The following is a 25,062-nucleotide window of genomic DNA, read 5'->3' as shown; positions in this document are numbered from 1 at the left end:
GGCCGGGGAGGATTATTCAATCAGGAAAAATATCCTGAGCCATGATACCTTCCCGACTCTCCCGTTAGCTGGCGCTTCATCGCCCGAGGAAACACCCTCAGCTGAACAGAGTCCCTTATGCCCACTGAACCCAGACTGATGACCAACGAATGGCAGGCCTTCTGGCTGGCCGTTGGTTTTCTTACCCGCATTCCCATGCCGGTGCATATTAACTACTCCCAGAAACTCATGAACCAGTGCAGTCTGTACTTCCCCCTGGTTGGTTTATTCCTGGGCACGCTTTATGCCGGATTGTTTGCCCTGCTCAGCCTGGCCTGGAGCCCGCTGGTTTGCGTTCTGCTGGTGTTGTGCTTCCACCTGTTCATTACCGGCGCCTTCCATGAAGACGGCCTGGCAGACAGTGTGGATGCCCTTGGTGGTGGCTATACCGTTGAGAAACGCCTGGAGATCATGAAAGACAGCCGCATCGGCACCTATGGCACCGTGGCTCTGGTGATGGCGCTGGGCCTGAAAGCCGCACTGCTGCTAGATGCCAAAAGTATCTGGTTGGCGCTGTTGGTAATGCCCGCCATCAGCCGTATAACCCCACTGCTGCTGATGTCATTCATGCCCTATGTAACCGACCCGGATAAAAGCAAAAGCAAACCCGTGGCGGAAGGCTTCTCGCGCAAACGTTTGCTGGCCAGCTGTGTGTTTACTGTGTTGGTCGCGGCTATTTTCAGCCTCTGGCTACCGGGGCTCTGGCTGGCCGCACTCACCGCAGTCGTTTCCGTCGCTCTGCTATGGGGCTGGTACCTGCAGCGACAATTGGGCGGTTACACCGGCGATGCACTGGGAGCCAGCGTCGTGTTTTGTGAGCTGGTGCTATTGATGGGTATGTAAGCGCTTTGAATCCTAAAGCAGGGTTTTAGCTCTCCACCGAGCAGGACAGGATGCGCGACAACTGGCTGTACGGCAGGCCCGTTTCCTGTTGCCAGTCAGTGAAAGCTGCCTGCGCTTGCTGAAGACCTTTTTTGCTCGTGGGTGAAGCGTCCAGACGACCTGCCTGGCGAAGCCCGGCAATCACATCGTGAGACAGAATAAAACCATCCCAGCCAACACGGCGTAGAAAATACTGCGCACTGTTACCGCCCAGGCGGGCCCCGTTGCGCTTAAGCCAACTCAACAATCCGGCCTGGTCTTCTGATGGCCATTGCTTGAGAAAAGCACCGAAGCTGCCGTGTTCGCGCGCCGCATCCATTATCATGCGGGCATTTTCCGGCACAGTCCGAATTTTCTGCATATTGCGCACAATACGCTCATCGCTGGCCAGCGCTTCCAGAACATCCGGTGGCACCTGTTGCCAATAAGCGGGCACAAAGCCGTGAAAAGCCGCTTCGAAACCGGCCCATTTGTGATCAATCACCCGCCAGACAAACCCGGCTTTGAACACGCAACGGGTGATCTCTGAGAGATACCGGTCATCGGTTCGTGCTTCCAGCTCTGTATCTGGTCTCGGCTTGGGCAGCAAAGCGTTCAGCGCATCAAGACCACCCTTGCGAGCGATCGCTCGCTCATGAATTTCTGTAAAACCCATAGAATCTCATCAGCTTCAGTGTTTTTAGTCTCCGGACAACTAACTAAGCTATCCAAACCCGCGCAGATCCAACAACAAGAGCGCATCCGCATCAATAGTGACCTAACTCAATTTCAATTCGTTATTCCTCAACTATCCTTACTATTGACCGCCCGAAAATAGCGCTCTCTCCTGTTCAGACACAAACCTCAAGACCCGCCTTCAGGAAAGGGATCTTTAAAAGGGCATATGGATCCTTATCGCTGTAAATCAAGGAGAACTATTGTGACTGACAATAACCGCTCCGCTGAAACCCCCTCCGACAATCAGCTAAACAACCCTGAGCAGGATCTGGCATCACGCTTTCCCACCGCTTACACCATCCTGTTTCTGTTGATCATCCTCGTTGCAGGTCTTACCTGGATCATACCTGCCGGCCAGTACGACCGGACGATGAACGAAGAGGTCGGGCGTGAAGTCGCCGTGCCCGGTACCTATCAGACGGTCGACCCCAACCCGCAGGGCTTTGTGGACATAATGCTCGCGCCCACGGGCGGCTTCTATGACCCGGACAGTTATGCGGCCAATGCTATTGATGTCGCCCTGTTTGTGATTTTCCTGGGCGGGTTCCTCGGTGTAATGAACGCAACCGGCGCCATCGATACCGGCATACGCAGTGCCATGCGTCACCTTAAAGGCCATGAAATCTGGATGATCCCGATACTCATGTCTTTGTTTGCGATCGGCGGCACAACCTATGGCATGGCCGAAGAGACCCTGGCCTTCTACGCCATTCTGATCCCGGTGATGATGGCAGCCGGATACGATGCGGTAACCGGCGTAGCCATTATCCTGATTGGTGCCGGTGTCGGCGTGCTGGGGTCTACCATCAACCCGTTCGCCACGGTTATTGCCGCCAACGCCGCAGACATTCCGTTTACCGATGGCATTATCGTCCGTTTTATCCTTCTTATCGGCGGGCTATTGATCTGTGCGGCTTACGTTATGCGTTACGCCATGCGCGTCAAAGCGGATCCGTCACGCTCTGTGGTGGCAAAGCAGTGGGCTGCTCACCGAAGACTCTTTCTGGGCAAGCATGACGAGGGCATGCAGGATTCCACGCTCGACGGCACCCAGATAACAGCCCTGCTGATCTTTGCCGCTACCTTCGTTGTCATGATCTGGGGTGTATCGTCACAGGGCTGGTGGATGGCCCGCATGGGTGCTCTGTTTTTCGGTGCGGCCATTGTGATTGGCATCATCGCACGCCTTGGTGAGAAAAAACTTACCAGCAGCTTCGTTGACGGGGCCCGGGACCTTCTGGGGGTAGCACTGGTTGTAGGGCTTGCGCGCGGCATTGTGGTAATCATGGATCAGGGCATGATTGCCGATACCATTCTGCACAGCGCAGAAACCTCGCTCGGTGGGTTGCCTGAACTGGCGTTTATCAACCTGATGTTCTGGATAGAGGTCGGCATGAGCTTTTTCGTGCCGTCCTCCTCGGGGCTGGCTGTATTGTCCATGCCTATTCTGGCGCCGCTTGCCGATTTCGCCAGTGTGGGGCGCGACCTGGTTGTGACGGCCTACCAGTCTGCCAATGGCCTGGTAAACCTGATCAATCCCACCTTTGCAGTGGTGGTCGGAGGCCTCGCGATTGGCCGCGTGTCCTATGATCGCTGGCTCGCCTTTATCTGGCCTTTGTTATTGATTCTTACCATTTTCATCACACTGGTCATCAGTGCCGCAGCACTGATTTAGTGGAGGGTAAAGCCATGTCTGAACATACTCTCGGGGTGCATTCCGAAACTGGCACCCTGCGACAGGTCATTGTCTGCCGCCCGGGGCTGGCACACCGGCGGCTGACGCCATCCAACTGTGATGCCCTGCTTTTTGACGACGTATTCTGGGTCAAGCAGGCCCAGAAAGATCATGACGTCTTTGTCAGTGTGATGCGCGAGCACGGCGTCGAGGTACTGGATGTTAACGAATTGCTGGCGCAGACGCTGGACATCCCGGAGGCTCGCAAATGGATTCTGGATCAACGTATTACCTGGAACCAGATTGGCGTTGGGATGATTTCCGACTTGCGCGCCTGGATGGATGAGCTTCCTGGCAGCAAACTCGCGGAGTACCTTATCGGCGGGCTTGAAGTGGCTGACCTGCCTTTCGACCCGACGGGGCTTTTTGGCAACCACCTGGGGCACTACGGCTTTGTATTACCGCCTCTGCCAAACTACCTTTTTACAAGAGACAACAGTGCCTGGATCTACGGCGGTGTCACGCTGAACCCCATGTACTGGTCCGCCCGCAAGCCCGAAACCCTGCTGATGGCCGGCGTATACAGGTTCCACCCGAAATTTGCCGGCAAGGCCGATGTGCTCTGGGGCGATCCGACACAAGAGCATGGGCTTGCGACACTTGAAGGCGGTGACATCATGCCCGTCGGCAATGGCACTCTGCTGGTGGGCATGGGCGAGCGCTCCTCTCCCCAGGCTGTCGGGCAACTGGCCAACGCGCTCTTTGAAAAAGGCACTGTGGAACGGGTAATTGCCTGCCAGATTCCGAAATCCCGGTCCGCCATGCATCTGGACACTATTTTCACTTTCTGCGGTGGCAAGGTTGTCACCACTTTCAAGGAAGTGGCAGATGAAGTGATCTGCTATGACCTTCGCCCCGGCGAAGGGGAAAAACATCTGACTTTCCGCCAGGACCCAAGGCCGCTGTTTGATGTGGTTGCTGATGTACTGGGGTATCAATCCCTCGACATTGTGCCCACCGGCGGGGAGAGCCCCGCCGAGCGAGAACGGGAGCAGTGGAACGATGGTAATAATGTGCTGGCCCTAAGTCCCGGCGTGGTGGTTGGCTACGACCGTAACGATGACACCAATGCAGCGCTTAAAGCCGCCGGCATTGAAGTTGTGGCTATTCCCGGCGCCGAACTGGGGCGTGGCCGAGGCGGCGGGCGATGCATGAGTTGTCCGACTATGCGCGACCCCATCTGACCACACAGGGCTCAATCACCATGGCTTTCAACCTCAAGAACCGACATTTTCTGACCCTGCGGGATTTTTCACCGCAGGAAATCAGCTTTCTGCTCAAGCTATCCGCAGACCTGAAAACGGCCAAATACGCCGGCACCGAGATTCCTCAGCTCAAGGGTAAGGAAATAGCCCTGATCTTTGAGAAAAACTCCACCAGGACGCGGGTCGGTTTTGAAGTCGCCGCTTACGACCAGGGCGCCAGAGTTACTTACCTGGGCCCAACTGGCAACCATATCGGGCACAAGGAATCTGTAAAAGACACAGCGCGAGTGTTAGGTCGAATCTACGATGCCATAGAATACCGGGGGTTCGGTCAGAAGATCGTCGAAGAACTGGCTCAGTATGCTGGCGTGCCGGTCTATAACGGCCTGACCGATGAGTTCCACCCCACCCAGATCCTCGCAGACTTCCTGACCATGCAGGAACACGCTGATAAACCCCTGCACCAGGTGGCTTATGCGTTCCTGGGCGACGCGGCCAACAACATGGGTGACAGCTTGCTCATCGGAGGAGCTAAAATGGGTATGGATGTTCGCCTTTGTGCCCCAAAAGCCTGCTGGCCACGCCAGCCTGTGCAGGACGAAGCTCATAGCATAGCCCGGGAAACCGGTGCAAAAATCACCATTACCGACGACCTGGATAGGGCACTCGGCGGCGTTGACTTCGTTTACACCGATGTCTGGGTATCCATGGGCGAGCCCAAGGAAAAATGGGGGGAGCGAATCAAGCTGTTAATGCCTTACCAGGTGAACGCTGACGTCATGGAGAAAACCGGTAATCCCAGGGTTCGCTTCATGCATTGCCTGCCGGCTTTTCACAACACCGAAACCACGGTAGGCAAGGAAATTGCAGAAGAATTCGGAATTGATGCCATGGAAGTTACTGAAGAGGTTTTCGAGAGCCCTGCATCCATTGTGTTTGATCAGGCTGAAAACCGCATGCACACCATCAAGGCAGTGCTGGTAGCCACGCTTGGAGCCTGATAGCGCACTGATGGTCGATTAAAGGATGCACCCTATGCTGATTGTTGCAGCTCTGGGCGGCAACGCCCTGCTAAAACGCGGTGAGCCACTCACGGCCAAAACTCAGCGCGCCAATGTTCGAACCGCAGCAGAATCGCTGGTCGGGTTGGTCCGTGCCGGGCACCAACTGGTTATTACTCACGGCAACGGCCCTCAGGTAGGCTTGCTGGCATTGCAAGGTGCGGCCTACAAGCCGGAGGAGGCCTACCCTCTGGATGTGCTTGGGGCAGAGAGCGGCGGCATGATCGGTTATATGATCGAACAGGAAATAGAAAACGCCCTTGGACATGATCGCCCTGTGGCGACTCTGCTTACCCAGGTGGTGGTTGACCGAGATGATCCGGCATTTGCCAGGCCGTCCAAATTTATTGGCCCCGTCTATACTAGAAAGGAAGCAGAGGCCAAAGCTGCCGTTGCCGGTTGGCAGATTGCAGCCGACGGCGATAAATGGCGCAGAGTCGTGCCATCGCCTGCTCCCAAAGAAATTCCGGATATGCGCGTGCTGAAATTGCTGCTGGATCAGAATGTGATTGTGATCTGTACCGGCGGTGGCGGCATCCCGGTGCTGCGCCGCGATGACGGCAGTATGACGGGTGTAGAGGCTGTTATCGATAAAGATGCGGCCAGCGCCCTGCTTGCACGCCAGTTAAGCGCCGACGCACTGTTACTTCTGACTGATGTAGATGCGGTTTACAGTGACTTGCAAACACAAGCCGCGGTCCCGATTCGCCAAATCACGCCAGATCAGGCGCGGAGGCTCGATATGCCGGCCGGTTCCATGGGGCCAAAGGTGACGGCAGCGGCTGATTTCGCGGAAACTGGAGGTATCAGCGGCATTGGTCGACTACAGGATGCCCTTGCCATTCTTGATGGGCGCGCAGGTACACTGGTTTCCAGAACAGCCACTGAAGGCTCATGACTATTCAGGCACATTCGTATGTCCGACCTGGTCTTTAACGATGCGAACCCCATACCCGAAACTGGCAGTCATGGTGTCGGCCAGGTTGTGAGCATTCGCGGGGGGGTCGTCGACGTGCTGTTTCCCGGCACAGCCCCCCGCATCCACGACCTCGTCCGCGCCGGCAAGCTGGACCTGGAGGTTACCTCACTACTCGACAACGGCGCAGTGCGCTGCATGGCCCTGGCGCCCGTGCGCGGACTGGGGTTAGGAATGCCTGTGCAGGCCACAGGTGCGCCTATTCAGGTTCCGGTAGGCGATACCGTGCTGGGCCGCATGCTTAATGTGTTTGGCGAACCCATTGATGACAAGCCGGCCCCTGCAGCGACGGTAAGGCGCTCGATCCATCAACCCCCTCCTGCACTGGAAGACCGCGTTGTCCATAGCGACATTCTCGAAACCGGAATCAAGGCCATTGATTTGCTTTCGCCCATTGAGCGCGGCGGTAAAACCGGCCTTTTCGGCGGCGCGGGGGTCGGGAAAACCGTTCTGATTACAGAGCTGATCAACAACACGGTTCAGCACTATCAGGGCGTGAGCCTGTTCTGTGGCATTGGCGAACGTTCCCGGGAAGCAGAGGAACTCTACCGGGAGATGGGTGACGCGGGTGTGCGAGACAAGACCGTCATGCTGTTCGGGCAGATGAACGAAGCCCCGGGCGTCCGTTTTCTGGTGGGCAAAACCGCGCTCACCATGGCAGAGTATTTCCGTGATGATCAGAAACAGGACGTACTGCTTCTGATCGACAATATTTTTCGTTTCGTGCAGGCGGGCTCCGAGGTTTCCGGCCTGATGGGGCGCATGCCTTCGCGGGTTGGCTACCAACCGACCCTTGCCACCGAACTGGCCTCCCTGGAGGAACGCATCACCTCGACCCGAAGTGGCGCGATCACCTCCATCCAGGCAGTCTACGTGCCTGCCGATGATTTCACCGACCCGGCGGCGGCGCATATTTTCTCGCACCTTTCTGCCTCAGTCGTGCTGTCTCGCAAGCGCGCCAGCGAAGGCCTTTATCCGGCAGTCGACCCGCTCGGCTCCGCCTCTGTGATGCTGACACCAGCGGTCGTCGGCCAGCGCCATTACGATATCGCCCGGGCAGTAAGGCGTACTCTTGCAGAGTATGAGGATCTGCGCGATATCATTGCCATGCTGGGCATGGAGGAACTCTCGGCGGCTGACCGGGCCACCGTAGCCAGGGCGAGGCGGCTCGAGCGTTTTCTTACCCAGCCGTTTTTTACCACTGGCTCTTTCACCGGCACCGGCGGCAAACGCGTGTCCATCAAAGATACTCTCGATGGCTGCGAGACCATTCTGAACCAGACTGAATTCACTGATAACGAAACCGACTACTATATGATCGGTTCGCTTAAGGATCTGGAGGCAAAATCATGAGTCTTGCCGACAGCATGCAGGTAGCACTGCAACTACCCACCCGCACATTATTTGAAGGCACAGTAAAGGAACTCTTTGCCACCGCAGAGAACGGCGCCTTCGGGATACTTCCAAATCATATCGACTTCGTAACCGCACTGGTGCCCTCCGTGCTCATTCTTACAACAGCCGGCGGCGAAGAGTTGTTTTTTGGCATTGACGAAGGTGTGCTGGTGAAAAAAGGCCATAGCGTGAATATTGCCATAAGGCGCGGTGTTCAGGGTGAGGACCTCAATTCACTGAACGAAACCATACAGGCAGCGTTCGTCGAAGTGGATGAGGAAGAACGTGTGGCCCGATCAGCGCTGTCCCGGCTGGAAGCCGGCATTGTCCGGCACTTTGGCGATTTGCGGAAACCAACGGTGTGAGTATGAAAAACGACCGTTCAGCAGAGCACATCCGCCGCAGTGCCGAGCGCATGAAGCAAGCACGCAATTCCCCGGGCGCCAGCCCTCTGCGGGGCCTGGGAGCGTTCGGCATCGTTGGCTGGTCGGTTGCCGTGCCGACAGTGGGCGGCGCATTCCTGGGTCTATGGCTGAACCGGGTAGCTCCGCAGGAATTTTCCTGGCCCATTGCGCTGATTCTCGGCGGCGTCGTGGTCGGCGCCATTATCTCCTGGAGCTGGATAAACAAAGAAGGGCCTGACCAGAAAGGTGACGAACAGTGATAACAGTCGACTGGCACGCAGTATTATTGGGGTTCTCCGTGGGGGCTCCGGTCAGCGCCCTGTTCTTTGCGGGACTCGCCTGGGGCATGCGACATGCCCTGAACTCTGGAAGCCCCGCAACCTGGCTGATGATCAGTGCCTTCGGCCGAATTGCGATGCTTCTGGCCCTTGGCTTCTGGATAACTGCAATGGCCGGAAGTAACTGGGCCATAGCCGGCTACGCACTTGCTTTTTTCCTGATACGACTGATCGCTGTGCTTTGGGCCAGAACGGGCAGGTCGTCGGTCACCACTGAACAGGAGAGTACCTGATGCAACTGACACCGGATGAGGTCGTTGTTTTTACTCTTGCAGGATGGAAAATCAACGCCACCATCGTCAACACCTGGATTGTTATGGCACTTCTGGTAGGCACTTCCATGCTGGTTACCCGAAACCTGCGACCTGACGTGCCACCCAACCGTTGGCGCACCGCCCTGGAAGTGATTGTTAAGCTCATTCAGGGTCAGATTGAGGAAGTTACCCGAAACTCCGCACGACATGTTATGTATTTTTCCGGCACATTGTTCCTGTTTATTGCCCTATCAAACCTGATGCTGGTGATACCGGGGTTTTCGCCGCCCACGTCATCCTTATCCACAACCGCAGCTCTGGCTCTGTCAGTGCTGGTCGCCGTACCGGTATTCGGCATTGCCTCGGGCGGGCTGGGAAGCTACCTGAAAACCTTTATCCAGCCCTCCGTTATCATGCTGCCATTCAATATCATCGGCGAGTTCTCCCGGGGTATATCTCTGGCTATCCGCCTGTACGGCAACATAATGAGTGGTGCCGTTATCGCCGCCATTCTTCTGACCATCGCACCATTTTTCTTTCCCGTGGCCATGGACATGCTCGGGCTACTGACCGGAATGATTCAGGCATATATCTTCGCCATGCTCGCCACCGTTTACATTTCATCTGCTACCGCAGAGCCCACGCCTTCATCGCCAAAACACGAGGATAAACCATGACAGATCTCGCCATTATTGCCGCCATGTCCATTTTTACGGCTGGCCTGACCGTTTCCTTCGGCGCTCTCGGCCCGGCTCTCGGCGAAGGCCGGGCCGCCGCTGCTGCAATCGCCGCCATGGCCCAACAACCGGATGCCGCGCCCACTCTGTCCCGAACCCTGTTCGTGAGTCTGGCAATGATCGAATCCACGGCCATCTACTGCTTTGTTGTCGCCATGATTCTGATTTTCGCCAACCCGTTCTGGGCCGCCGTGCAGGTTACCCCAGGAGGTTAGTACCAATCATGTCTATCGACTGGGTTACCGTTATTGCACAGATCGCTAACTTTCTGGTTCTGGTCTGGCTACTGAAACGCTTTCTCTACCGTCCAATTCTTGATGGTATTGATGCCCGTGAAGCCGAGATCACCCGCAGCATGGCCGAAGCAGGGGAGGCCAGGAAAAAGGCGCAGGCGGCTGAAGCAGACTTCCAACAGCAGCGCAAAAAGCTGTTATCTGACCAGAACGCAGTAGTCGAACGGGCACTGCGGGAATCGGAAAACCAGCGTGATGCCCTGCTGGCCGATGCACGTTTCAAGCTTGAGCAAGAGCAGAAGGACTGGCACAAACACCTTGAGCGCGAGCGCCAGAAGTTCATCGCACAACTGCAGCGTGCCGGTGAGGAAACCTTGTTGGAGCTGACCCGAAAAGCCCTTCGTGATCTTGCGGATGAATCACTGGAAGAAGCCATTGCTCGCCATATCAGCGCACGTTTGCGCCCCATAGCCCACGAACTGTCAGACGCTGCCGGTGACAGCAAGGAAGCCGTAGCCACCACACGCGCTCCCTTGCCGGAGGCCGCACAACAGCAGTTACAGGCCGACATCAAGAGTTTACTGCCAGCCATAACGCTGCGCTTCGGAACTAACCCGCAACAGGCACCGGGCCTGGTTCTGCGAGTCGGCAGCGCCCAGATAGCCTGGACGGTCGACAGCTACACTGAGGCATTTGATGCACTATTAAGTGAACGTCTCGCCGCCGGCGCGTCTGGCCGGGTTCAGCCAGGTGACACCTGAGAGGGATAGATAAAGTACGATGAAAAACCGTTCTGAACTGCCTGCAACTGAACCCTTTGACGCCTGGCGGGAAGCCCTGCTCGCAACACCTGCGCCCGCACCGGTACTGACTGAAGTTGGCACAGTCACCGAAGTGGGCGACGGCGTTGCGGTCGTCACCGGCCTCGCCCGTGCACTGGCAGATGAACTCCTGGTGTTTGAATGCGGCGTGCGCGGCATTGCCCTGGACCTTGAGCCAGGCCGGCTGGGCGTGATCCTGCTCGGGCCGTCAGAGCTTATTACCCTGGGTGAAGATGTACGCCGCACCCGAAAGGTCGTGAGCGTTCCGGTTGGCCCTGCACTACTGGGCCGTGTAATTGATGCCATGGGCCGACCAAGGGACGGCCTGGGGCCTGTTGCGGCGGTCGCCGAGCATCCTATTGAAGCAGAAGCTCCGGGCATTCTCAGCCGCTCGGCCATCTTCCGCCCGCTGGCAACCGGTATCAAAGCCATCGATGCTGCTGTGCCTGTTGGTCTGGGTCAACGCGAGCTGATCATCGGGGACCGCCAGACCGGGAAAACCTCCATCGCCATAGACACCATACTCAACCAGGCACGTTCAGACGTCACCTGTATCTACTGTGCCATTGGCCAGCGTGGTGATTCAGTCTCCCGGGCAATCGGTGCCTTGAAAAAAGGCAAGATGCTGGCCCGCAGTGTGGTTATGTCTGCAGGCGATGAAGAAACACCCGGTCTGGCCTACATCGCGCCCTATGCCGCCATGGCCATGGCGGAGTACTTTTCTGATCAGGGCCGGGACGTGCTGGTGATTTTTGATGACCTGACACATCACGCCCGCTCCTACCGGGAACTGTCGTTACTGTTAAGGCGGCCACCAGGGCGTGAAGCTTTCCCCGGCGATATTTTCTACGTTCATGCCCGTTTGCTGGAGCGTGCCGGCCAGTTTACTCAGGAGGCTGGCGGCGGCTCGATTACCGCTTTGCCCGTAGTTGAAACCCAGGCAGAGAACCTGTCGGCCTATATCCCGACCAACCTCATCTCCATTACCGATGGCCAGATCTATCTGTCGCCGCGGCTGGTACGCAAAAACCAGTTCCCTGCCGTTGATCTTGGCCTGTCCGTCTCTCGGGTAGGCGGTAAAGCCCAGACCCGCGCGTTACGCGAAGTAGCCGGCAATCTGCGAGTTACCCTGTCGCAATTTGAGGAGCTGGAAGACTTTGCGCGCTTTGGAACACGTCTGGACGATGCCACGCGCGCCCGTCTGGTCCGTGGCGCCGCTGTGCGCAATGCGCTCCGCCAGGCTGAGCGCGACCCCATGCCTGCCGCCGAGCAACTGGCTGTTCTGATTGCAGCTATGGAAGGCCTTTTCGATGCAATGTCGGAAGGGCAGCTGGCCGATGCCATGACCCGCATCCGCGCCGTTGCGCAAAAACAATTACAGATAATCGACGAGCGCATCGGCGAAAACAGGGGGCTGAGCGAAGAAGACCGGGCCTTGATTATCCGTACCGCACGCGAGGTCAGCCATGGCTCAGACGCTTGAAACCCTGTCTCGTCACAGCAACACACTGACCAGTATTCGCGGCATAGTTCACACCATGAAGACCTTGTCGGCCATCAACGCGACTCCTTATGAACACGCTGCCCGCTCGATCGAAGCCTATCATCAGACCATTCTTCAGGGGTTAGAGGCGTTCGCCTACCGAACTGGTGAGATTCGCCTACGACAGGTTGAGGCTCTTGAGCATCTGTTTATCGTTTTCGGATCCGACCACGGACTCTGTGGCAATTACAACGAGATTCTGGCGGCAGTGGTCAGGCAGAACAGCCAATTACAAGCTTCCACCAAGCATCGCCTGCTCTGCATTGGGGCACAAATGAATGATGCTCTCGATGATCAGGGCCTGACACCCGACGCCGTACTGCTTCCGCCAGCGTCTGCCGACGGTATTGGCCGCCTGGCTGGTGACATTGTGACTCGTATAGATCGCTTCAGCCGGGGCCAACCTCTGTATCAACTGGGTGTTACCCTCGCGTTTACCCAGCGCGGCGAGCACGGCGCGCGCGAACCCGTCACACTTCGGCTCCTGCCTCTGGAGCCTGGGCTGTTACAGCGCGAGAAATACTGGAATTCCCGCTCGCTTCCGGATTACACCATGGAGGCTGAAGCCCTGCTGTCATCACTGATTCGCAGCCATATTTTCGCCAGTGTTTTCCGCGCTTCCGCAGAAGCCATGGTGACCGAAAACGCCGCTCGGCTGGCCCTTATGCAGCAGGCGGAACAGTCGGTGGATGAGCGTATCGAGGATGTAAAAGGCGAACTGAGATCCGTAAGACAAACTGAAATCACTAACGAACTGATGGATGTGATCATAGGGTTCGAGGCCTTGCAAAAAAAACGACGCCCAGAAGCCTTGCAGCCTGCCAGGACAGCGTCAAAACCCCGCAAATCATGACGCGGGTTTTGCATTGAGAAAACGCCGAACCAGCGGCAACTGTTTCAGCATGGCTTTATCAACAATACGCGGCAATATGCCGTTAATGACCACAAACAATTTTTCCGGCCAGCCAAGGAACCGACGGCGTTCATCACGCTTCATAGCCTTGAGAATGGCCGCTGCCACCGCCTGAGGTTTATCAACGCGATTCCCCAGTGCGCGATTCAGCGCATTTACTGCCTCCGGATTCATCTCAGTATTTGTCGCACGCGGCGCTACATAGACTACCTGAACGGCGGTATCCGCCAGTTCCCGGCGCAAAGCCTCAGTAAACCCCCGAAGGCCAAACTTGGTGGCACAGTAGGCGGTGTATCCAGGGAATCCGATACTACCAAAAGTCGAACCCACAAATACCAGATCGCCGCTGCCCGCCTTCTCAAACCTGGGTGCGAAATGCCTGGCGGCCAGCACGGCAGAGCGCAGGTTTACATTAAGTTGGGCATCGAGTTCATCCACCGACATTACCGCCAGCCCGGCAAAGCAATTCTGGCCGGCGCAATGGATCACCCCGTCAATATCCGGGTAAGCCTCTGTCAGACGCACCAACTGTGACGCCAGATCGGCCGCGGCTAGGTCCAGGTATACGGGGACTATCCCTTCCCGACGACTGATGCGCTCCGGGTGTCGGGAAACCACGATAATACGGTTTCCCTCCTGAAGCAGCGATTCGGCCAGGGCCTTGCCAATCCCGCCGGTTCCGCCCAACAGGAGGAAAACACGATCATGCAGCCTCATGACAATGCTCCTGACGACGGCTAGGCAACGGGATCTTGTGCAACATATCGCCGTATAGCCGATAGACCACTCGCGCGGCATCTATAATCGCCTGTTGATCATCCGGTTCGGTGATGCCATCCATGAGGTTTCGGAAAAACTCGAAATGGTCCTGATCGAGTGCACCGTGAGAGTACAGGTAACTGAACGCCTGGTTTGGAAGCCCCAGGAGCTTCTGAATCTGCTCGCCCAAAGGTGTGGCCAGCTCAATCGAAGTACCCTCAAGTACCTGAACCATGCCAAAGAATGCCACCGGATTACCTCGACTAATCTGATCGTACAAGTAGGCCACCATGAGCTCGATGGAGAGATCCGGCTTGCCCTCACGAATCGCTTCCTTATTGGCACCACAGGCCGCCAGATCATTCAGTATCCACTCCTGGTGGCCGTACTCTTCATCGATGTATTCGACCAACGCTTTACGGACGAACTCCGTTCGCTGGGGCAGCCTGGCGCCGCAGGCCATCATCAAAGGCACCGTGTGCTTAACGTGATGAAAAGCCTGTGTCAGGAACCAGGTGTACGATTCAAGACTGAAAAAACCATCCCTGATTGCACTAACAACCGGCGCACCGGTTACATGAGCACGTGCTTGTGCGGTTTCCTGCTGCAGTCTGTCAAAAAAGGCCATTTTTAGTTCTCCTGGCTGATTGGTACATGATGTCGAAAGGAATAATGGAAACGCCTGTGCCACCAGAGTTGGCAACTGTTCTTGAATACGTGCCCGCACCGGGCGGCCATTCGCCGTGATGAAGCCCTCGGAGGAGTTCAACCGTTGACGACGGATATACACCGCGGCCAGGCGTGCATAGTCCGGCAAACGTTGGTTGAGCGCTTTTAACGGACCTGCAAGGGCTGCAGGTGAGCGCCCATCGGTTACCGTAATCATTGCCGCTGGCTGAGGTTCGCCATCGCCGAACACCACAGCTTGCGGAACCCCCAAACCCTGCACCAGTTCGCTTTCCAGCCACTCGGGGCTTATATTGCGACCAAAACTGGTGATCAGCAGGTTCTTCGAACGGCCATCGATCGAAAGAAAGCCTTCCGGGCGGAGTGCGCCCAGGTCACCGGTGTCCAGCCATTCAGCCTGTTCATGGTCATCGCCAAGATAGCCCAGGTGAGTATTACCACGAACCAGGATATGGCTGTCAGAGCCCACCCTGATATCAATGTGTGACAGGGGTCTGCCCACGCTGCCGTCACAGTCAGCGCCTGGCACGTTCAATGCCACGACAGAACTGCACTCCGAGAGTCCGTACCCCTCGTAAAGGGGTAATCCGGCAGCCCGGCCACGAGCCAGAAGCTCTGGCGACACCCGACCGCCACCAACCGCCAGAAACCGCAACGAATCAGCGTCAAGCTGGCCCCTCTCTGCGGCACCAACAAGTGCCATCGCCAACTCTGGAACCAGAATCAATGAATGCGGGCGGTTTCGATTAACACCTTCAACCAGTTTGCTCAGGTTCAGACCACTGCTGCCGCTCATGCCCAGACTCTCCAGTGGCTCAACCCTGACGGTGGCGCCCATGAGCAGGGGCAAATAGACTCCTGCAATATTCTCCAGCAATGTCGCCAGTGGCAGGATGCACAGGTGCGCTTGCAATTCGACGCCCGCCAGCCGTTCTTGTAAAGCGAGCGTAGTTGCCGTCATCTGACTGACCGACAGGCACACACCTTTTGGCGTTCCGGTACTGCCGGAAGTAAACGTGATTTTCGCTGTGCCGACCGGCATCCCGGGTACTTCTGCGGCAACGGGCAGGGTGCGCAACCAGACGCCGTGGCCCAACAGCTCGTATTCACTGACTTCGTCACTGCGCAACAAACCGTCCAGCCCCGCCTGCTTGATAAGATGGGTGGTCTGGGATTCCGAGAAGAACACCGGTACCGGGACACAAACAATACCCGCTAACAAGCAGGCGAGGTCAGCCAGAATCCAGGCCAGGCTGTTGTCGCCGCAGACACCGACACGCTTTATGCCACGCAGGCTGAGCTGCTCGGCGACCGCCTCTGCCATCTGCATCATCTGTTGATAACTCAATGCCGCGTCCCGCCCGCGCAAAGCAATGCGCGACGGGTGCGTCAGTGTCTGGCGCTTGAGCAACTCAGGCAAGGCGTCCATAAGCGCCTCCCTGCTTTAAAAAATCCGAACCTGTGCCAGAGGACGCTGGGTGAATTCGCCGTAAAAACCCCGTCTGCCGCAAAGCACTGAGGCTGTCCGCCACTTTGATAGCCAACACCATCGGTTGCTGATCGTAGTAGCGGCCCCAACCGGCGCCGCCATCGGGTAGGTCCTCCGGGTTCGCTTCAGCCAACACTCGCGTAGCAATCCCCATGCGATGAAAACTGTTTCGCAACTGGCCGGTGCCAGTGCAGACCACCCATACGTAACCCGCGCGCTGCAACCATACCGTCAGTGACGCAAACAGGTAGCGGCTGACACCGGCCTCAACACCCGCCAGATGGGCAATCTCTGCTATCTGATGACGCGCAATATCCGCCACCGGCATTACAGTTTCGACCGGAACCGACAGGTAATCTTCAAGAAACAGACGTTCGCGATCCGCATTGCGAACGCCTACCGCCGCCAACAGCGCTCCTTGAGCAGATGTCAGAGCCAACAACCGCGGAATCCGCAGCGAGGGCTCAGCTCCATAGGCCTGCAGAAACCGCCGCCGGATAAAATCCGTAACCGCAGCCGCCAATGCCGTGTCGGGGGTGATTTCGCTAAGCCAGCGCCCGGCACAGCGAAGAGCCGGAACCAGCTCCGGTGAATCCGGTGGGCAACAGGTAGACATTGTTAGCGGGTCGGTCATATGTGCTCTCCAACAGCTTTCGGGCGGGGTACCCGATATAGTGAGCAATCAGGTTAGGGCACAATCCTTAAGTCAGGCTTAAGTTCCGGGGAGAGAATTCTTAAGTCGGCGTTAAGGTTCCCCACGATCACCGATTGCGAGCACCCGTTAAGGGTGGCTTAAGAAAGCCGCTGTAGAATACAGTTAGAAGAGTGTGAATTTGCACAGGCTTCCCACAACACGGATCCCGCTTGATGCGCATATTATTGGTAGAAGACGATCAGCTGCTGGGCAGCACCATGCTGGATATGCTGCGGGGCGATCAACACACTGTGGATTGGCTGGATGATGGTCAACAGGCGCTGAATGCCCTGGCAGACGATCATTTTGATCTGGCCATACTGGATTTAACCCTGCCACGGGTCGATGGCCTTGAGATTGTTCGGCAGACCCGACAACAAGGCAATCAACTGCCCATTATCATCCTGACCGCCCGCGCTGAGCTGGAAGAAAAACTGCAGGGCCTGGATGCTGGTGCAGACGATTACGTAACCAAGCCGTTTGCCATGGCCGAACTCAAAGCCCGGATCCGTGCCGTTACCCGTCGCAGATCTTCGGCAACCAGCGACGAACTGATCGTAGGCCAGCTTACGCTGAACCCGGCTTCCGCCCAGCTCACCACCGGCTCGACGACAGACACCTTACCCCGCAGTGAATTCCAGATCCTCCAGTACATGATGCGTCATCCCGACCAGGTGGCCACTCGCCGGCGTCTGGAAGAACAGCTCTATGGCTGGGAGCCTGGAGCTGAAAGCAACGCCCTGGAAGTGCATATCCACCATCTCCGGCGCAGAATCGGCAAAACCACAATCCGCACCATCCGCGGCGTTGGGTATCTGCTGGACAGCCAGGCAGCTTGTGGAGCTCCGGAATGTCCCTGACCCGCACTCTCACACTGCTGGTTACTTCCACGGTTCTGCTATTTGCCCTGATAGCCGCAGCCTGGAGCTATATTGAAAGCAATCATGAACTGGAAGAGCTGTTCGACGCCGAACTGGCGCAGAGTACACGGATTGTCCAGGGGCTGGTTCGCCACCTTGCAGACACACAATCGCTCGAGCTGTTATCGCAAACCCTCACTGAAACACTGGCGCTGCCACTCGACAAGGACGTTGAGTCTGATGCAGACAATGACGAAATTCTGCCCGGCGGCGCGGGACACAAATACGAAAAGAAGCTGGCCTTTGAGGTCTGGACGCCCGGCCGCACGCCTCTGCTGGACACACTTAAGGCCGATGACACCGAAGGCCTGACGCCAGGCTACTCATGGGCCGAATCCCAGGGGTACAACTGGCGGACGTTCACGCTTCAGGATCCCGCTACAGGTTTCTGGATCAGAACCGCTCAGCGGGAAGATATTCGCGGGGAACTGAGCCAGGAGCTGGCCCTGGGCAACGTTCTGCCTTTGTTGGTTGCCTTGCCGCTCCTGCTGCTGGCCGCCAGTGCTGCCATTCATATCGGGTTCCGCCCCCTGCGTCGGTTGGAGCGGCCTATACGCCATATGGCTCCGGAACGTATTCATCCCCTGGATGACAGACAGGCACCAAAGGAAGTGGCCGGTCTGGTACAAGCCGTGAATAGCCTGCTCAAGCGACTGAATCTGGCCCTGGAACGGGAGCGCCGATTTTCGGCCGATGCAGCCCATGAACTGCGAACACCGCTGGCAGCTTTGCGACTGAATCTGGAAAAAGCCTGGGACAAAGATCCGCAGCAATTCCAGCCCCTGATTCAATCGGTTGACCGCATGACACATCTGGTGGAGCAAATGTTGCTGCTGAACCGGGTAGACTCAGGCGCCGGCTTTTCACCCCAAAACCACGACCTGGCCGGGATCATCGAACAAAGTATTGCGGATGTGACCCCCCTGGCGCTGAAAAAACATATGGAGCCACTACTGCATAACGATGCTGGCCAGGCTCTGGTGAGTTGCCATGACGCCCTGATCAATACCCTGATGCGATCTCTGTTGGCCAACGCCATTCAGTACAGCCCGCAGCACACTCTGATAGAAACTCGCCTGGAGGCCTCCGGTAACGGTTATCACGTTACTGTGTGCGATCAGGGGCCAGGCATTGCAACAGAGGATAGGGAAAGGGCACTTAGCCGCTTTGTTCGCCTCGACCAGCGGCATGGCGGCGGTGCAGGGCTTGGGCTGGCAATTGCACGGCGGATTGCGGAACTACACGGCGGCCAACTGACCCTGGATGCCCGGCCTGACGGGCAAACCGGACTCTGTGTCAGTCTGTGGCTGCCGGCACACACTATGCCTTGCATCAGTGAACCTTAGACTAAACCGGGCTCTATGGCTTCAGCGCGTCCAGAAGGGTGTTGTCGTCCAGCGACTGGCCCCAAAGGTTGCCATGCATCAGTTCATTCAAAGGCATCCGCGAACGCCAGCCCCGGGTTTCCAGCTCCGGCTGATCAGCAAACTCGCTGACATAGCCAAGACATAAATAGGCCAATGGGTAGACGTTATCCGGCAGTTTCAGAATCCGCGCCAGTGTGCTCTGGTCGAGAATGCTCACCCAGCCCACGCCGATACCTTCCGCCCGCGCCGCCAGCCACAAGTTCTGAACAGCCAGACAGGTACTGAAAAGGTCCGTATCCACTATGGAGTTACGTCCCAGAACATGGCTGCCGCCCCGGTTGCGGTCACAGGTAATACACAGGTTCATAGGGCTTTCGACAATGCCCTGTAATTTCAGACTGAGATAGGTTCGCTGACGTTCACCACCGTAGTTATTAGCGGCTTTGGCATTTTCCTGGTTATAGCTGGCCAGCACTTGCTGACGCACGTCCAGGCTGTCAATCAGGATAAAATCCCATGGCTGCATAAAACCCACCGACGGCGCGTGGTGCGCCGCTTTCAGCAGGCGCGCCAGCACAGGCCGGGGAATGGGATCAGGCAGAAACTCGGAGCGAACATCACGGCGTTCAAAAATAGCGCGGTAAAGCCCACTACGCTCGTCTTCGCTGAAAGGACGGTTAGGATCACTCATGACCGCTTTCCATGGCCGGAATTAGTTGATGCTTCTTTTACGCCCAGCAGCCCGCACAACCAGTCTGTATCCAGATAGTGTTCAACCTGGTCCGCCAACCGGTCAAGCTGGGTAAGACGGTGCTGCTGGTAGTCTACAGCGGCGCCTGAGCGGTTCAGCCCGGCCCATTGCAGCAATGCTTCACACGCCGCCGGCTCGTCAAATACTCCATGCACATAGGTGCCGGCCACCTGGCCATCGGCGCTGATTGCACCTTCGTTGTTGCCAGCCATCAGGCCCAACGGATGTGCTAGAGCCGCGCCATGGCTCACACCGTTGTGCATTTCGTAGCCTTTGAAAACCGCACTCCTGCCGCGGGGGTCACCCGCCCGGAGGGTCAGGGTGCCACTAACATTTCTCAGATGTTTACCAGCAATCATGGTGGTGGTCATTTCCAGCAACCCCAGGCCTTCCGTTGTGCCCTTCTGGCCTTCCAGCCCACCCGGGTCGTCAACACGCTCACCCAGCATCTGAAAACCACCGCAAATACCAAAAACCTTGCCGCCGTAGCGCAAGTGTTTGTGAATAGCCTGCACCCAGCCCTGAGCATTGAGGAAAGCCAGATCAGTGCGGGTACTTTTACTGCCGGGCAGGATAATCAGATCGGCAGCAGGGATGGGTTGATCGGGGCCGATGAACCGGAGATTTACGCCGGGATGCAGGCGCAAGGGGTCAAAATCATTGTGATTACTGATGCGCGGCAGCACCGGCACAATCACATTCAGCGATTCGGCTTCGCAGGTGCCAGAGATACCAATGCTGTCTTCAGAATCCACGATGAGGCCATGAAGGTAAGGCAGCACGCCAACCACTGGCTTGCCGGTGCGTTCAGTGAGCCACTCCAGGCCTGGTTCCAGCAAGCTGATATCACCGCGAAAGCGATTAACAATGAAACCTTTTGTACGCTCCTGCTCACTGGCGGAAATCAGCTCCAGCGTACCCACCAACTGGGCAAACACACCGCCCCGGTCTATATCCCCGACCAACAACACCGGGCAATCGGCCGCTTCTGCAAAGCCCATGTTGGCAATGTCGTTGGTACGCAGGTTAATTTCTGCAGGGCTGCCAGCACCTTCAGCAATGATCACATCATAGCGTTCACTGAGTGCATGCCAGGCGTCCATGACCGCAACCTTGGCCTCGGCTTTGTACGCATGATAATCCAGCGCGTCCATATTGCCGTGTACCTGCCCGCGCAGAATTACCTGGGCGCCACAATCGCTTTGCGGCTTCAGCAATACAGGGTTCATATCGCTGTGAGGCTCAAGGCCACACGCCAGTGCCTGCAACGCCGTGGAGCGGCCTATTTCCCCTCCATCCACTGTAACCGCGCTGTTCAGGGCCATATTCTGCGGTTTGAATGGCGCCACCGACACACCCTGCCGGGCAAGCCAACGACACAGGGCGGCAACTACGGTGGTTTTACCGGCGTCGGATGTGGTGCCCTGGATCATCAGCGTGGTCATGATTAAAGCTCGACGCCCTTCTGAGCCTTGATGCCCTGATCCTTGAAGGCATGCTTCACAACGCCCATTTCGGTGACGGTATCTGCGATGTCGATCAGTTCCTGGGGCGCATTTCGTCCGGTGACGACCACGTGTTGCATAGCGGGCCTGCCCTGCAGATCATCCAGCACACGATCCAGATCTATGTAGTCGTATTTCAGCGCAATGTTCAGCTCGTCCAGCAAAATCAGATCATAACTGTCGTCTTTCAACATGCCGGCAACAATATCCCAGGCAGCATTGGCAGACGCCACATCCTGTTCGCGGTCCTGGGTTTCCCACGTGTAGCCCTGACCCATCACGTGGTAATCCACATTGGGCAGATCCCGGAAGAAGGCTTCTTCACCGGTACTGAAGGCACCTTTGATAAATTGCACAACGCCGACTTTCATACCATGGCCAAGCGCACGGGCAACCATGCCGAAGCCGGAACTGCTCTTGCCTTTACCGGGACCGGTCAATACCAGCAAAACACCCTGTTCGTTCTGGGCACTGGCGATACGTTCCTGCATGATTTTTTGCTTGGCCGCCATACGTTTGGCATGGCGTTCGGGGTCTTTTGCGCGTTCACGCATGAGTCTTCTCCGTGTCATTGTGAAATGTCAGCGGCTGGCCTCTGAACAATGCAGCAACAAGGGCAGGAGCCGATGGGAAATAACCGTGGAAGTAGCTGGCCACGAGACCTTTTTCACGGAATACCGCCTCACCACTCGTGCCTGCCTGTTTCCAGGCATGAGCGACCGGTCGCCAGGACGTATCCAGTGATGAGCGATGGAAGGTATGCCCACGGAGCTCACCTTCGCGGGTGGTCAGGCTTTGCAGGCCTATGCCCTGCAGGCGTTTTTCCATATTCGAGCGGCCCGGGATCAACCCCAGCATTCTGTGCACAACGCCGTCTTTATCGGACAACTCTTCAGCACAAGCCATCAGACCGCCGCACTCTGCAAGTATCGGCTTGCCAGCATCATAGAACCCACGGATCGCTTCAGCCATAGCGGTATTGTTGGCCAGAGTGCTGCCATGAAGTTCAGGATAACCACCAGGGAGCCAAAGGGCGTCTGCCAGCGGTAGCTGCGAATCCGCCAGCGGCGAAAAATACTGCAGCTCCGCACCCATCGCCGTCAGCAGGTCTGTGTTCGCACGATAGATAAAGCTGAAGGCAAGATCACGGGCAATCGCAATGCGCACACCTTTGAGCAAAGCCTCTGGTTTGACTGGTTCAACCGGGGCGATCGTAACAGCCTTGGGTAACTCACCAAGGCCCGCAGCTTCGAGCACCGCAGCCGCCGCATCAAGCTGCTGGTCAAGGTTGCCCAGTTCAGCCGGTTGCAACAGGCCCAGGTGCCTGTCCGGAATCTGCATTGCCTCGCTCCGGGGAATGGCCCCCAGCAAACTGATGCCCTGAGGCAGGCCTTCTTTCAACATAGCGCCATGGCGGGGGCTGCCGATTTTGTTGGCGATCACCTGATACACCGACAGTTCGGGATCAAAATGGGCCAGTCCCAGTACCAGTGCGCCAAAGGTCTGCGCCATACCGCCGGCGTCAATCACTGGCAACGCAGGAATACCCAGCAGTTTGGCAAGGTCAGCACTGGACGGATCGCCATCAAACAGCCCCATCGCCCCTTCAATCAGAATCAGGTCAGCCTCACGGGCGGCTTCCGCCACGCGCCAGCGACATTCGTGTTCGCCGGTCATCCAGGGGTGCAACTGGTAGACCGGCTGGCCTGATGCCACCTCAAGCATCATCGGATCGAGATAATCCGGACCATGCTTGAACACGCGCACCCTGCGACCGGCGTTCCGGTGCAGCCGGGCCAGAGCGGCCGTTACCATGGATTTACCCTGCCCGGAGGCAGGGGCGGTAATCATTACGGCCGGTATGGATACAGTCATAGATTAACCATTTCAGAGGTTCGACCCGGAACGCACAGGTACGAATAGCGGTGCGCCATCGGCCTCCACGGTGATGAGTTTCTGGTTATACAATTTCTCCAGTGCAGACGGTTCCAGCATTGAATCTGCGGGGCCCCAGCAGGCATCCCCGTTGGTGTATAGAAGCAGAACATGACTGCACCATCGAGCTGCCAGGTTGAGGTCGTGCAGGCACATAAATACTGCTTTTCCGGATTGAGCCTGGTCCTGAAGCAGATTCATCACCTTGACCTGATGATGCAGGTCCAGATGGTTGGTGGGCTCATCCAACAGCCATATATCCGGGTTCTGGGTCATCAGCGTGGCGATAGCAACACGCTGACGCTCACCTCCAGACAAAGTGGTCAGCAAGCGATCGGACAGATGGTCGACCTCCAGTGCTGTCAATGCCTGCTCCGCCAGAGCCTGATCTTCACCCTGTTCGCTCTCCCATGGCGACAACCATGGGTGACGGCCAATGAGAGCTGTTTCCATCACGGTGGCGGGAAAACTATCCTGGCGTTCCTGGAAAACCAGCCCCATCTGTCGAGCAATATCCCGGCGCTTCAGATCTTTCAGAAGGGTGTCATCAAGTACCACCTCACCATGGCGGGCGGGTAGCAGACCTGCAAGTGTATGCAACAATGTCGTTTTCCCGGCTCCGTTAGGGCCGAGCACACCCCAGGTCTGGCCGGGTTCGATGTTCAGGTTCAGAGAATACCCATCTGATCGGCCCGGTACATTAATGACGAGATCGCGACTGCGCAGCCTGCTCATCATCGGCTCCGGTGCAACAGATAAAGGAATGTAGGCACGCCCAACAACGCGGTGATTACACCAACAGGCAACTGCTCCGGAGCAATCACTGTTCGTGCAAGCGTGTCTGCCAGCACCAGCAAGGTCCCTCCTGCCAGGGCACTGGCCGGCAGAATAATCCGCTGGTCATTACCAAGAACCAGCCGGAGCATATGGGGGACAATCAGGCCTACGAACCCGATGCTGCCAGCGGTGGTCACCGCGGTAGCCGTCAGCAGGCTGGCAAGAAGATAAATCGTCCATTCCAGCGGGCGTACTGAGACGCCGAGCGCTGCGGCCTGCATAGGCCCACGCGCAAGTACATTCAGGTTACGCGCAAGCGGCATAATCAGCACAATGGATAAAACCAGAACAATCAATGCAGGCCAGGGCGTGCGGGCATATGAGACATCACCCATCAACCAGTAAAGCATACCCGGGAGTTTGTATGAGGGCGTGATTGCCAGCATAAGCGTAATCACGGCACCCCAGCCAGCCGCCACAACCACACCAGTCAGCAGAAGTCGGGAAGGCGTCCAACTGCCAGTACCATGGGCGAGGCCGAAGACCAGAAGGGTTGCCAGCAAGGCGCCAGCAAAGGCCGACCCTGATATCAGGATTGTCCCCATTCCCGCCAGCATGGCCAGCAGCGCACCTACCGCCGCGCCACCAGATAGCCCGAGCACATAGGGGTCAGCCAGCGGGTTACGCAACAGCACCTGCATCAGCGCGCCAGCCACAGCCAGCAAGCCGCCGGTAGCAAACGCCGCAAGAGTGCGAGGCAGGCGCAGCTCCAATAACAGTGCGCGGTTCAGCGCACTGCCTTCACCCTGCATGACCTGCCAGATCTCAGGCAGCGGGACAGTGACGCTGCCCAGGCCCAAAGCCAGCACAACGGCAACCAATGCCAGAAATCCGAGACTCAGCAACGGACGGATCATTGCTCAGC

26 protein-coding genes are annotated in these 25,062 nt (G+C 57.1%); 16 read left to right on the top strand and 10 right to left on the bottom strand.

The genetic code is table 11. The annotated features are described in order from the left end of the window. The first annotated feature begins 117 nt into the window (after window positions 1-117). Window positions 118-882 (top strand): adenosylcobinamide-GDP ribazoletransferase, encoded by a 765-nt coding sequence (cobS, locus tag Q4501_RS14105; protein ID WP_303596904.1) that lies wholly within the window; start codon window positions 118-120, stop codon window positions 880-882. A 25-nt stretch (window positions 883-907) separates the two neighbouring features. Here cobS and Q4501_RS14100 read toward each other — a convergent pair whose 3' ends face one another. Further along, window positions 908-1,576: a DNA-3-methyladenine glycosylase I gene (locus Q4501_RS14100; RefSeq protein ID WP_303596903.1), complete on the bottom strand. Its 669-nt coding sequence runs from the start codon at window positions 1,574-1,576 to the stop codon at window positions 908-910. Window positions 1,577-1,840: 264 nt separating this feature from the next. Between Q4501_RS14100 and Q4501_RS14095 the strand changes: the two genes are divergently transcribed. From Q4501_RS14095 to Q4501_RS14035, 13 genes are read left to right on the top strand one after another with little or no spacing between them, the layout of a single operon-like run. Further along, window positions 1,841-3,313: a YfcC family protein gene (locus tag Q4501_RS14095; RefSeq protein ID WP_303596902.1), complete on the top strand. Its 1,473-nt coding sequence runs from the start codon at window positions 1,841-1,843 to the stop codon at window positions 3,311-3,313. 14 nt (window positions 3,314-3,327) lie between these two features. Continuing rightward, window positions 3,328-4,557, top strand: coding sequence for an arginine deiminase (locus Q4501_RS14090; RefSeq protein WP_303596901.1), 1,230 nt, complete (start codon window positions 3,328-3,330; stop codon window positions 4,555-4,557). Between the two features lie 20 nt (window positions 4,558-4,577). Beyond that, window positions 4,578-5,579: an ornithine carbamoyltransferase gene (locus Q4501_RS14085; protein ID WP_303597167.1), complete on the top strand. Its 1,002-nt coding sequence runs from the start codon at window positions 4,578-4,580 to the stop codon at window positions 5,577-5,579. Between the two features lie 34 nt (window positions 5,580-5,613). Beyond that, entirely contained in the window at window positions 5,614-6,537 is a 924-nt protein-coding gene (arcC, locus tag Q4501_RS14080; protein ID WP_303596900.1) for a carbamate kinase, read from the top strand. Window positions 6,538-6,555: 18 nt separating this feature from the next. Then, entirely contained in the window at window positions 6,556-7,968 is a 1,413-nt protein-coding gene (gene atpD / locus Q4501_RS14075) for a F0F1 ATP synthase subunit beta (RefSeq protein WP_303596899.1), read from the top strand. Further along, window positions 7,965-8,375, top strand: coding sequence for an ATPase (locus tag Q4501_RS14070; protein WP_303596898.1), 411 nt, complete (start codon window positions 7,965-7,967; stop codon window positions 8,373-8,375). Before atpD ends, Q4501_RS14070 begins: the two co-directional genes overlap by 4 nt. Window positions 8,376-8,377: 2 nt before the next feature. After that, the gene (locus tag Q4501_RS14065; protein ID WP_303597166.1) at window positions 8,378-8,674 is read left to right on the top strand and encodes an AtpZ/AtpI family protein; all 297 of its coding nucleotides are present in this window, start codon (window positions 8,378-8,380) and stop codon (window positions 8,672-8,674) included. Beyond that, entirely contained in the window at window positions 8,671-8,985 is a 315-nt protein-coding gene (locus tag Q4501_RS14060) for an ATP synthase subunit I (protein WP_303596897.1), read from the top strand. The genes Q4501_RS14065 and Q4501_RS14060 overlap by 4 nt, the downstream gene beginning before the upstream one ends. Then, window positions 8,985-9,683 carry a F0F1 ATP synthase subunit A gene (locus tag Q4501_RS14055; protein ID WP_303596896.1) on the top strand — a complete coding sequence of 233 codons (699 nt, stop codon included), beginning with the start codon at window positions 8,985-8,987 and terminating at the stop codon, window positions 9,681-9,683. Before Q4501_RS14060 ends, Q4501_RS14055 begins: the two co-directional genes overlap by 1 nt. After that, window positions 9,680-9,958 (top strand): F0F1 ATP synthase subunit C, encoded by a 279-nt coding sequence (locus Q4501_RS14050; RefSeq protein WP_303596895.1) that lies wholly within the window; start codon window positions 9,680-9,682, stop codon window positions 9,956-9,958. Before Q4501_RS14055 ends, Q4501_RS14050 begins: the two co-directional genes overlap by 4 nt. 8 nt (window positions 9,959-9,966) lie before the next feature. After that, window positions 9,967-10,737, top strand: a complete 771-nt coding sequence (locus Q4501_RS14045; RefSeq protein ID WP_303596894.1) for a F0F1 ATP synthase subunit B — start codon at window positions 9,967-9,969, stop codon at window positions 10,735-10,737. Between the two features lie 19 nt (window positions 10,738-10,756). After that, the gene (locus tag Q4501_RS14040) at window positions 10,757-12,280 is read left to right on the top strand and encodes a F0F1 ATP synthase subunit alpha (RefSeq protein ID WP_303596893.1); all 1,524 of its coding nucleotides are present in this window, start codon (window positions 10,757-10,759) and stop codon (window positions 12,278-12,280) included. Further along, window positions 12,264-13,193: a F0F1 ATP synthase subunit gamma gene (locus Q4501_RS14035; RefSeq protein ID WP_303596892.1), complete on the top strand. Its 930-nt coding sequence runs from the start codon at window positions 12,264-12,266 to the stop codon at window positions 13,191-13,193. The genes Q4501_RS14040 and Q4501_RS14035 overlap by 17 nt, the downstream gene beginning before the upstream one ends. Here the strand turns inward: Q4501_RS14035 and Q4501_RS14030 are convergent. From Q4501_RS14030 to Q4501_RS14020, 3 genes are read right to left on the bottom strand one after another with little or no spacing between them, the layout of a single operon-like run. Beyond that, on the bottom strand, window positions 13,188-13,970 hold the full coding sequence (locus tag Q4501_RS14030; protein WP_303596891.1) for an SDR family oxidoreductase: 783 nt from the start codon (window positions 13,968-13,970) through the stop codon (window positions 13,188-13,190). The genes Q4501_RS14035 and Q4501_RS14030 overlap by 6 nt on opposite strands. After that, a complete protein-coding gene (locus Q4501_RS14025) occupies window positions 13,957-16,128 on the bottom strand; it encodes an AMP-binding protein (protein WP_303596890.1) in 2,172 nt (723 codons plus the stop codon). The genes Q4501_RS14030 and Q4501_RS14025 overlap by 14 nt, the downstream gene beginning before the upstream one ends. Continuing rightward, window positions 16,112-16,822, bottom strand: coding sequence for a thermostable hemolysin (locus Q4501_RS14020; protein WP_303596889.1), 711 nt, complete (start codon window positions 16,820-16,822; stop codon window positions 16,112-16,114). Before Q4501_RS14020 ends, Q4501_RS14025 begins: the two co-directional genes overlap by 17 nt. Before the next feature lie 233 nt (window positions 16,823-17,055). Here Q4501_RS14020 and Q4501_RS14015 point away from each other — a divergent pair, with 233 nt between their 5' ends. Together Q4501_RS14015 and Q4501_RS14010 are read left to right on the top strand one after the other, a co-directional pair. Further along, window positions 17,056-17,742, top strand: coding sequence for a response regulator transcription factor (locus tag Q4501_RS14015; RefSeq protein WP_303596888.1), 687 nt, complete (start codon window positions 17,056-17,058; stop codon window positions 17,740-17,742). After that, a complete protein-coding gene (locus Q4501_RS14010) occupies window positions 17,733-19,148 on the top strand; it encodes an ATP-binding protein (protein ID WP_303596887.1) in 1,416 nt (471 codons plus the stop codon). Before Q4501_RS14015 ends, Q4501_RS14010 begins: the two co-directional genes overlap by 10 nt. A gap of 13 nt (window positions 19,149-19,161) precedes the next feature. Here the strand turns inward: Q4501_RS14010 and bluB are convergent, their stop codons facing one another. From bluB to Q4501_RS13980, 6 genes are read right to left on the bottom strand one after another with little or no spacing between them, the layout of a single operon-like run. Then, window positions 19,162-19,860, bottom strand: coding sequence for a 5,6-dimethylbenzimidazole synthase (gene bluB, locus Q4501_RS14005; protein ID WP_303596886.1), 699 nt, complete (start codon window positions 19,858-19,860; stop codon window positions 19,162-19,164). Further along, window positions 19,857-21,365 (bottom strand): cobyric acid synthase, encoded by a 1,509-nt coding sequence (locus Q4501_RS14000; protein ID WP_303596885.1) that lies wholly within the window; start codon window positions 21,363-21,365, stop codon window positions 19,857-19,859. Before Q4501_RS14000 ends, bluB begins: the two co-directional genes overlap by 4 nt. A 2-nt stretch (window positions 21,366-21,367) precedes the next feature. After that, the gene (gene cobO, locus Q4501_RS13995) at window positions 21,368-21,979 is read right to left on the bottom strand and encodes a cob(I)yrinic acid a,c-diamide adenosyltransferase (protein WP_303596884.1); all 612 of its coding nucleotides are present in this window, start codon (window positions 21,977-21,979) and stop codon (window positions 21,368-21,370) included. Further along, entirely contained in the window at window positions 21,972-23,300 is a 1,329-nt protein-coding gene (locus tag Q4501_RS13990; RefSeq protein WP_303596883.1) for a cobyrinate a,c-diamide synthase, read from the bottom strand. Before Q4501_RS13990 ends, cobO begins: the two co-directional genes overlap by 8 nt. Window positions 23,301-23,312: 12 nt before the next feature. Beyond that, window positions 23,313-24,095, bottom strand: a complete 783-nt coding sequence (locus tag Q4501_RS13985) for an ABC transporter ATP-binding protein (protein WP_303596882.1) — start codon at window positions 24,093-24,095, stop codon at window positions 23,313-23,315. After that, entirely contained in the window at window positions 24,095-25,054 is a 960-nt protein-coding gene (locus Q4501_RS13980; protein ID WP_303596881.1) for an iron ABC transporter permease, read from the bottom strand. Before Q4501_RS13980 ends, Q4501_RS13985 begins: the two co-directional genes overlap by 1 nt. Window positions 25,055-25,062 lie beyond the last annotated feature (8 nt).

Source organism: Marinobacter sp. 2_MG-2023, assembly GCF_030546935.1.
Taxonomy (GTDB): Bacteria; Pseudomonadota; Gammaproteobacteria; order Pseudomonadales; family Oleiphilaceae; genus Marinobacter.
The sequence above is the reverse complement of the archived record's forward strand: the minus strand, read 5'-3'. Positions and strand labels throughout refer to the sequence as shown.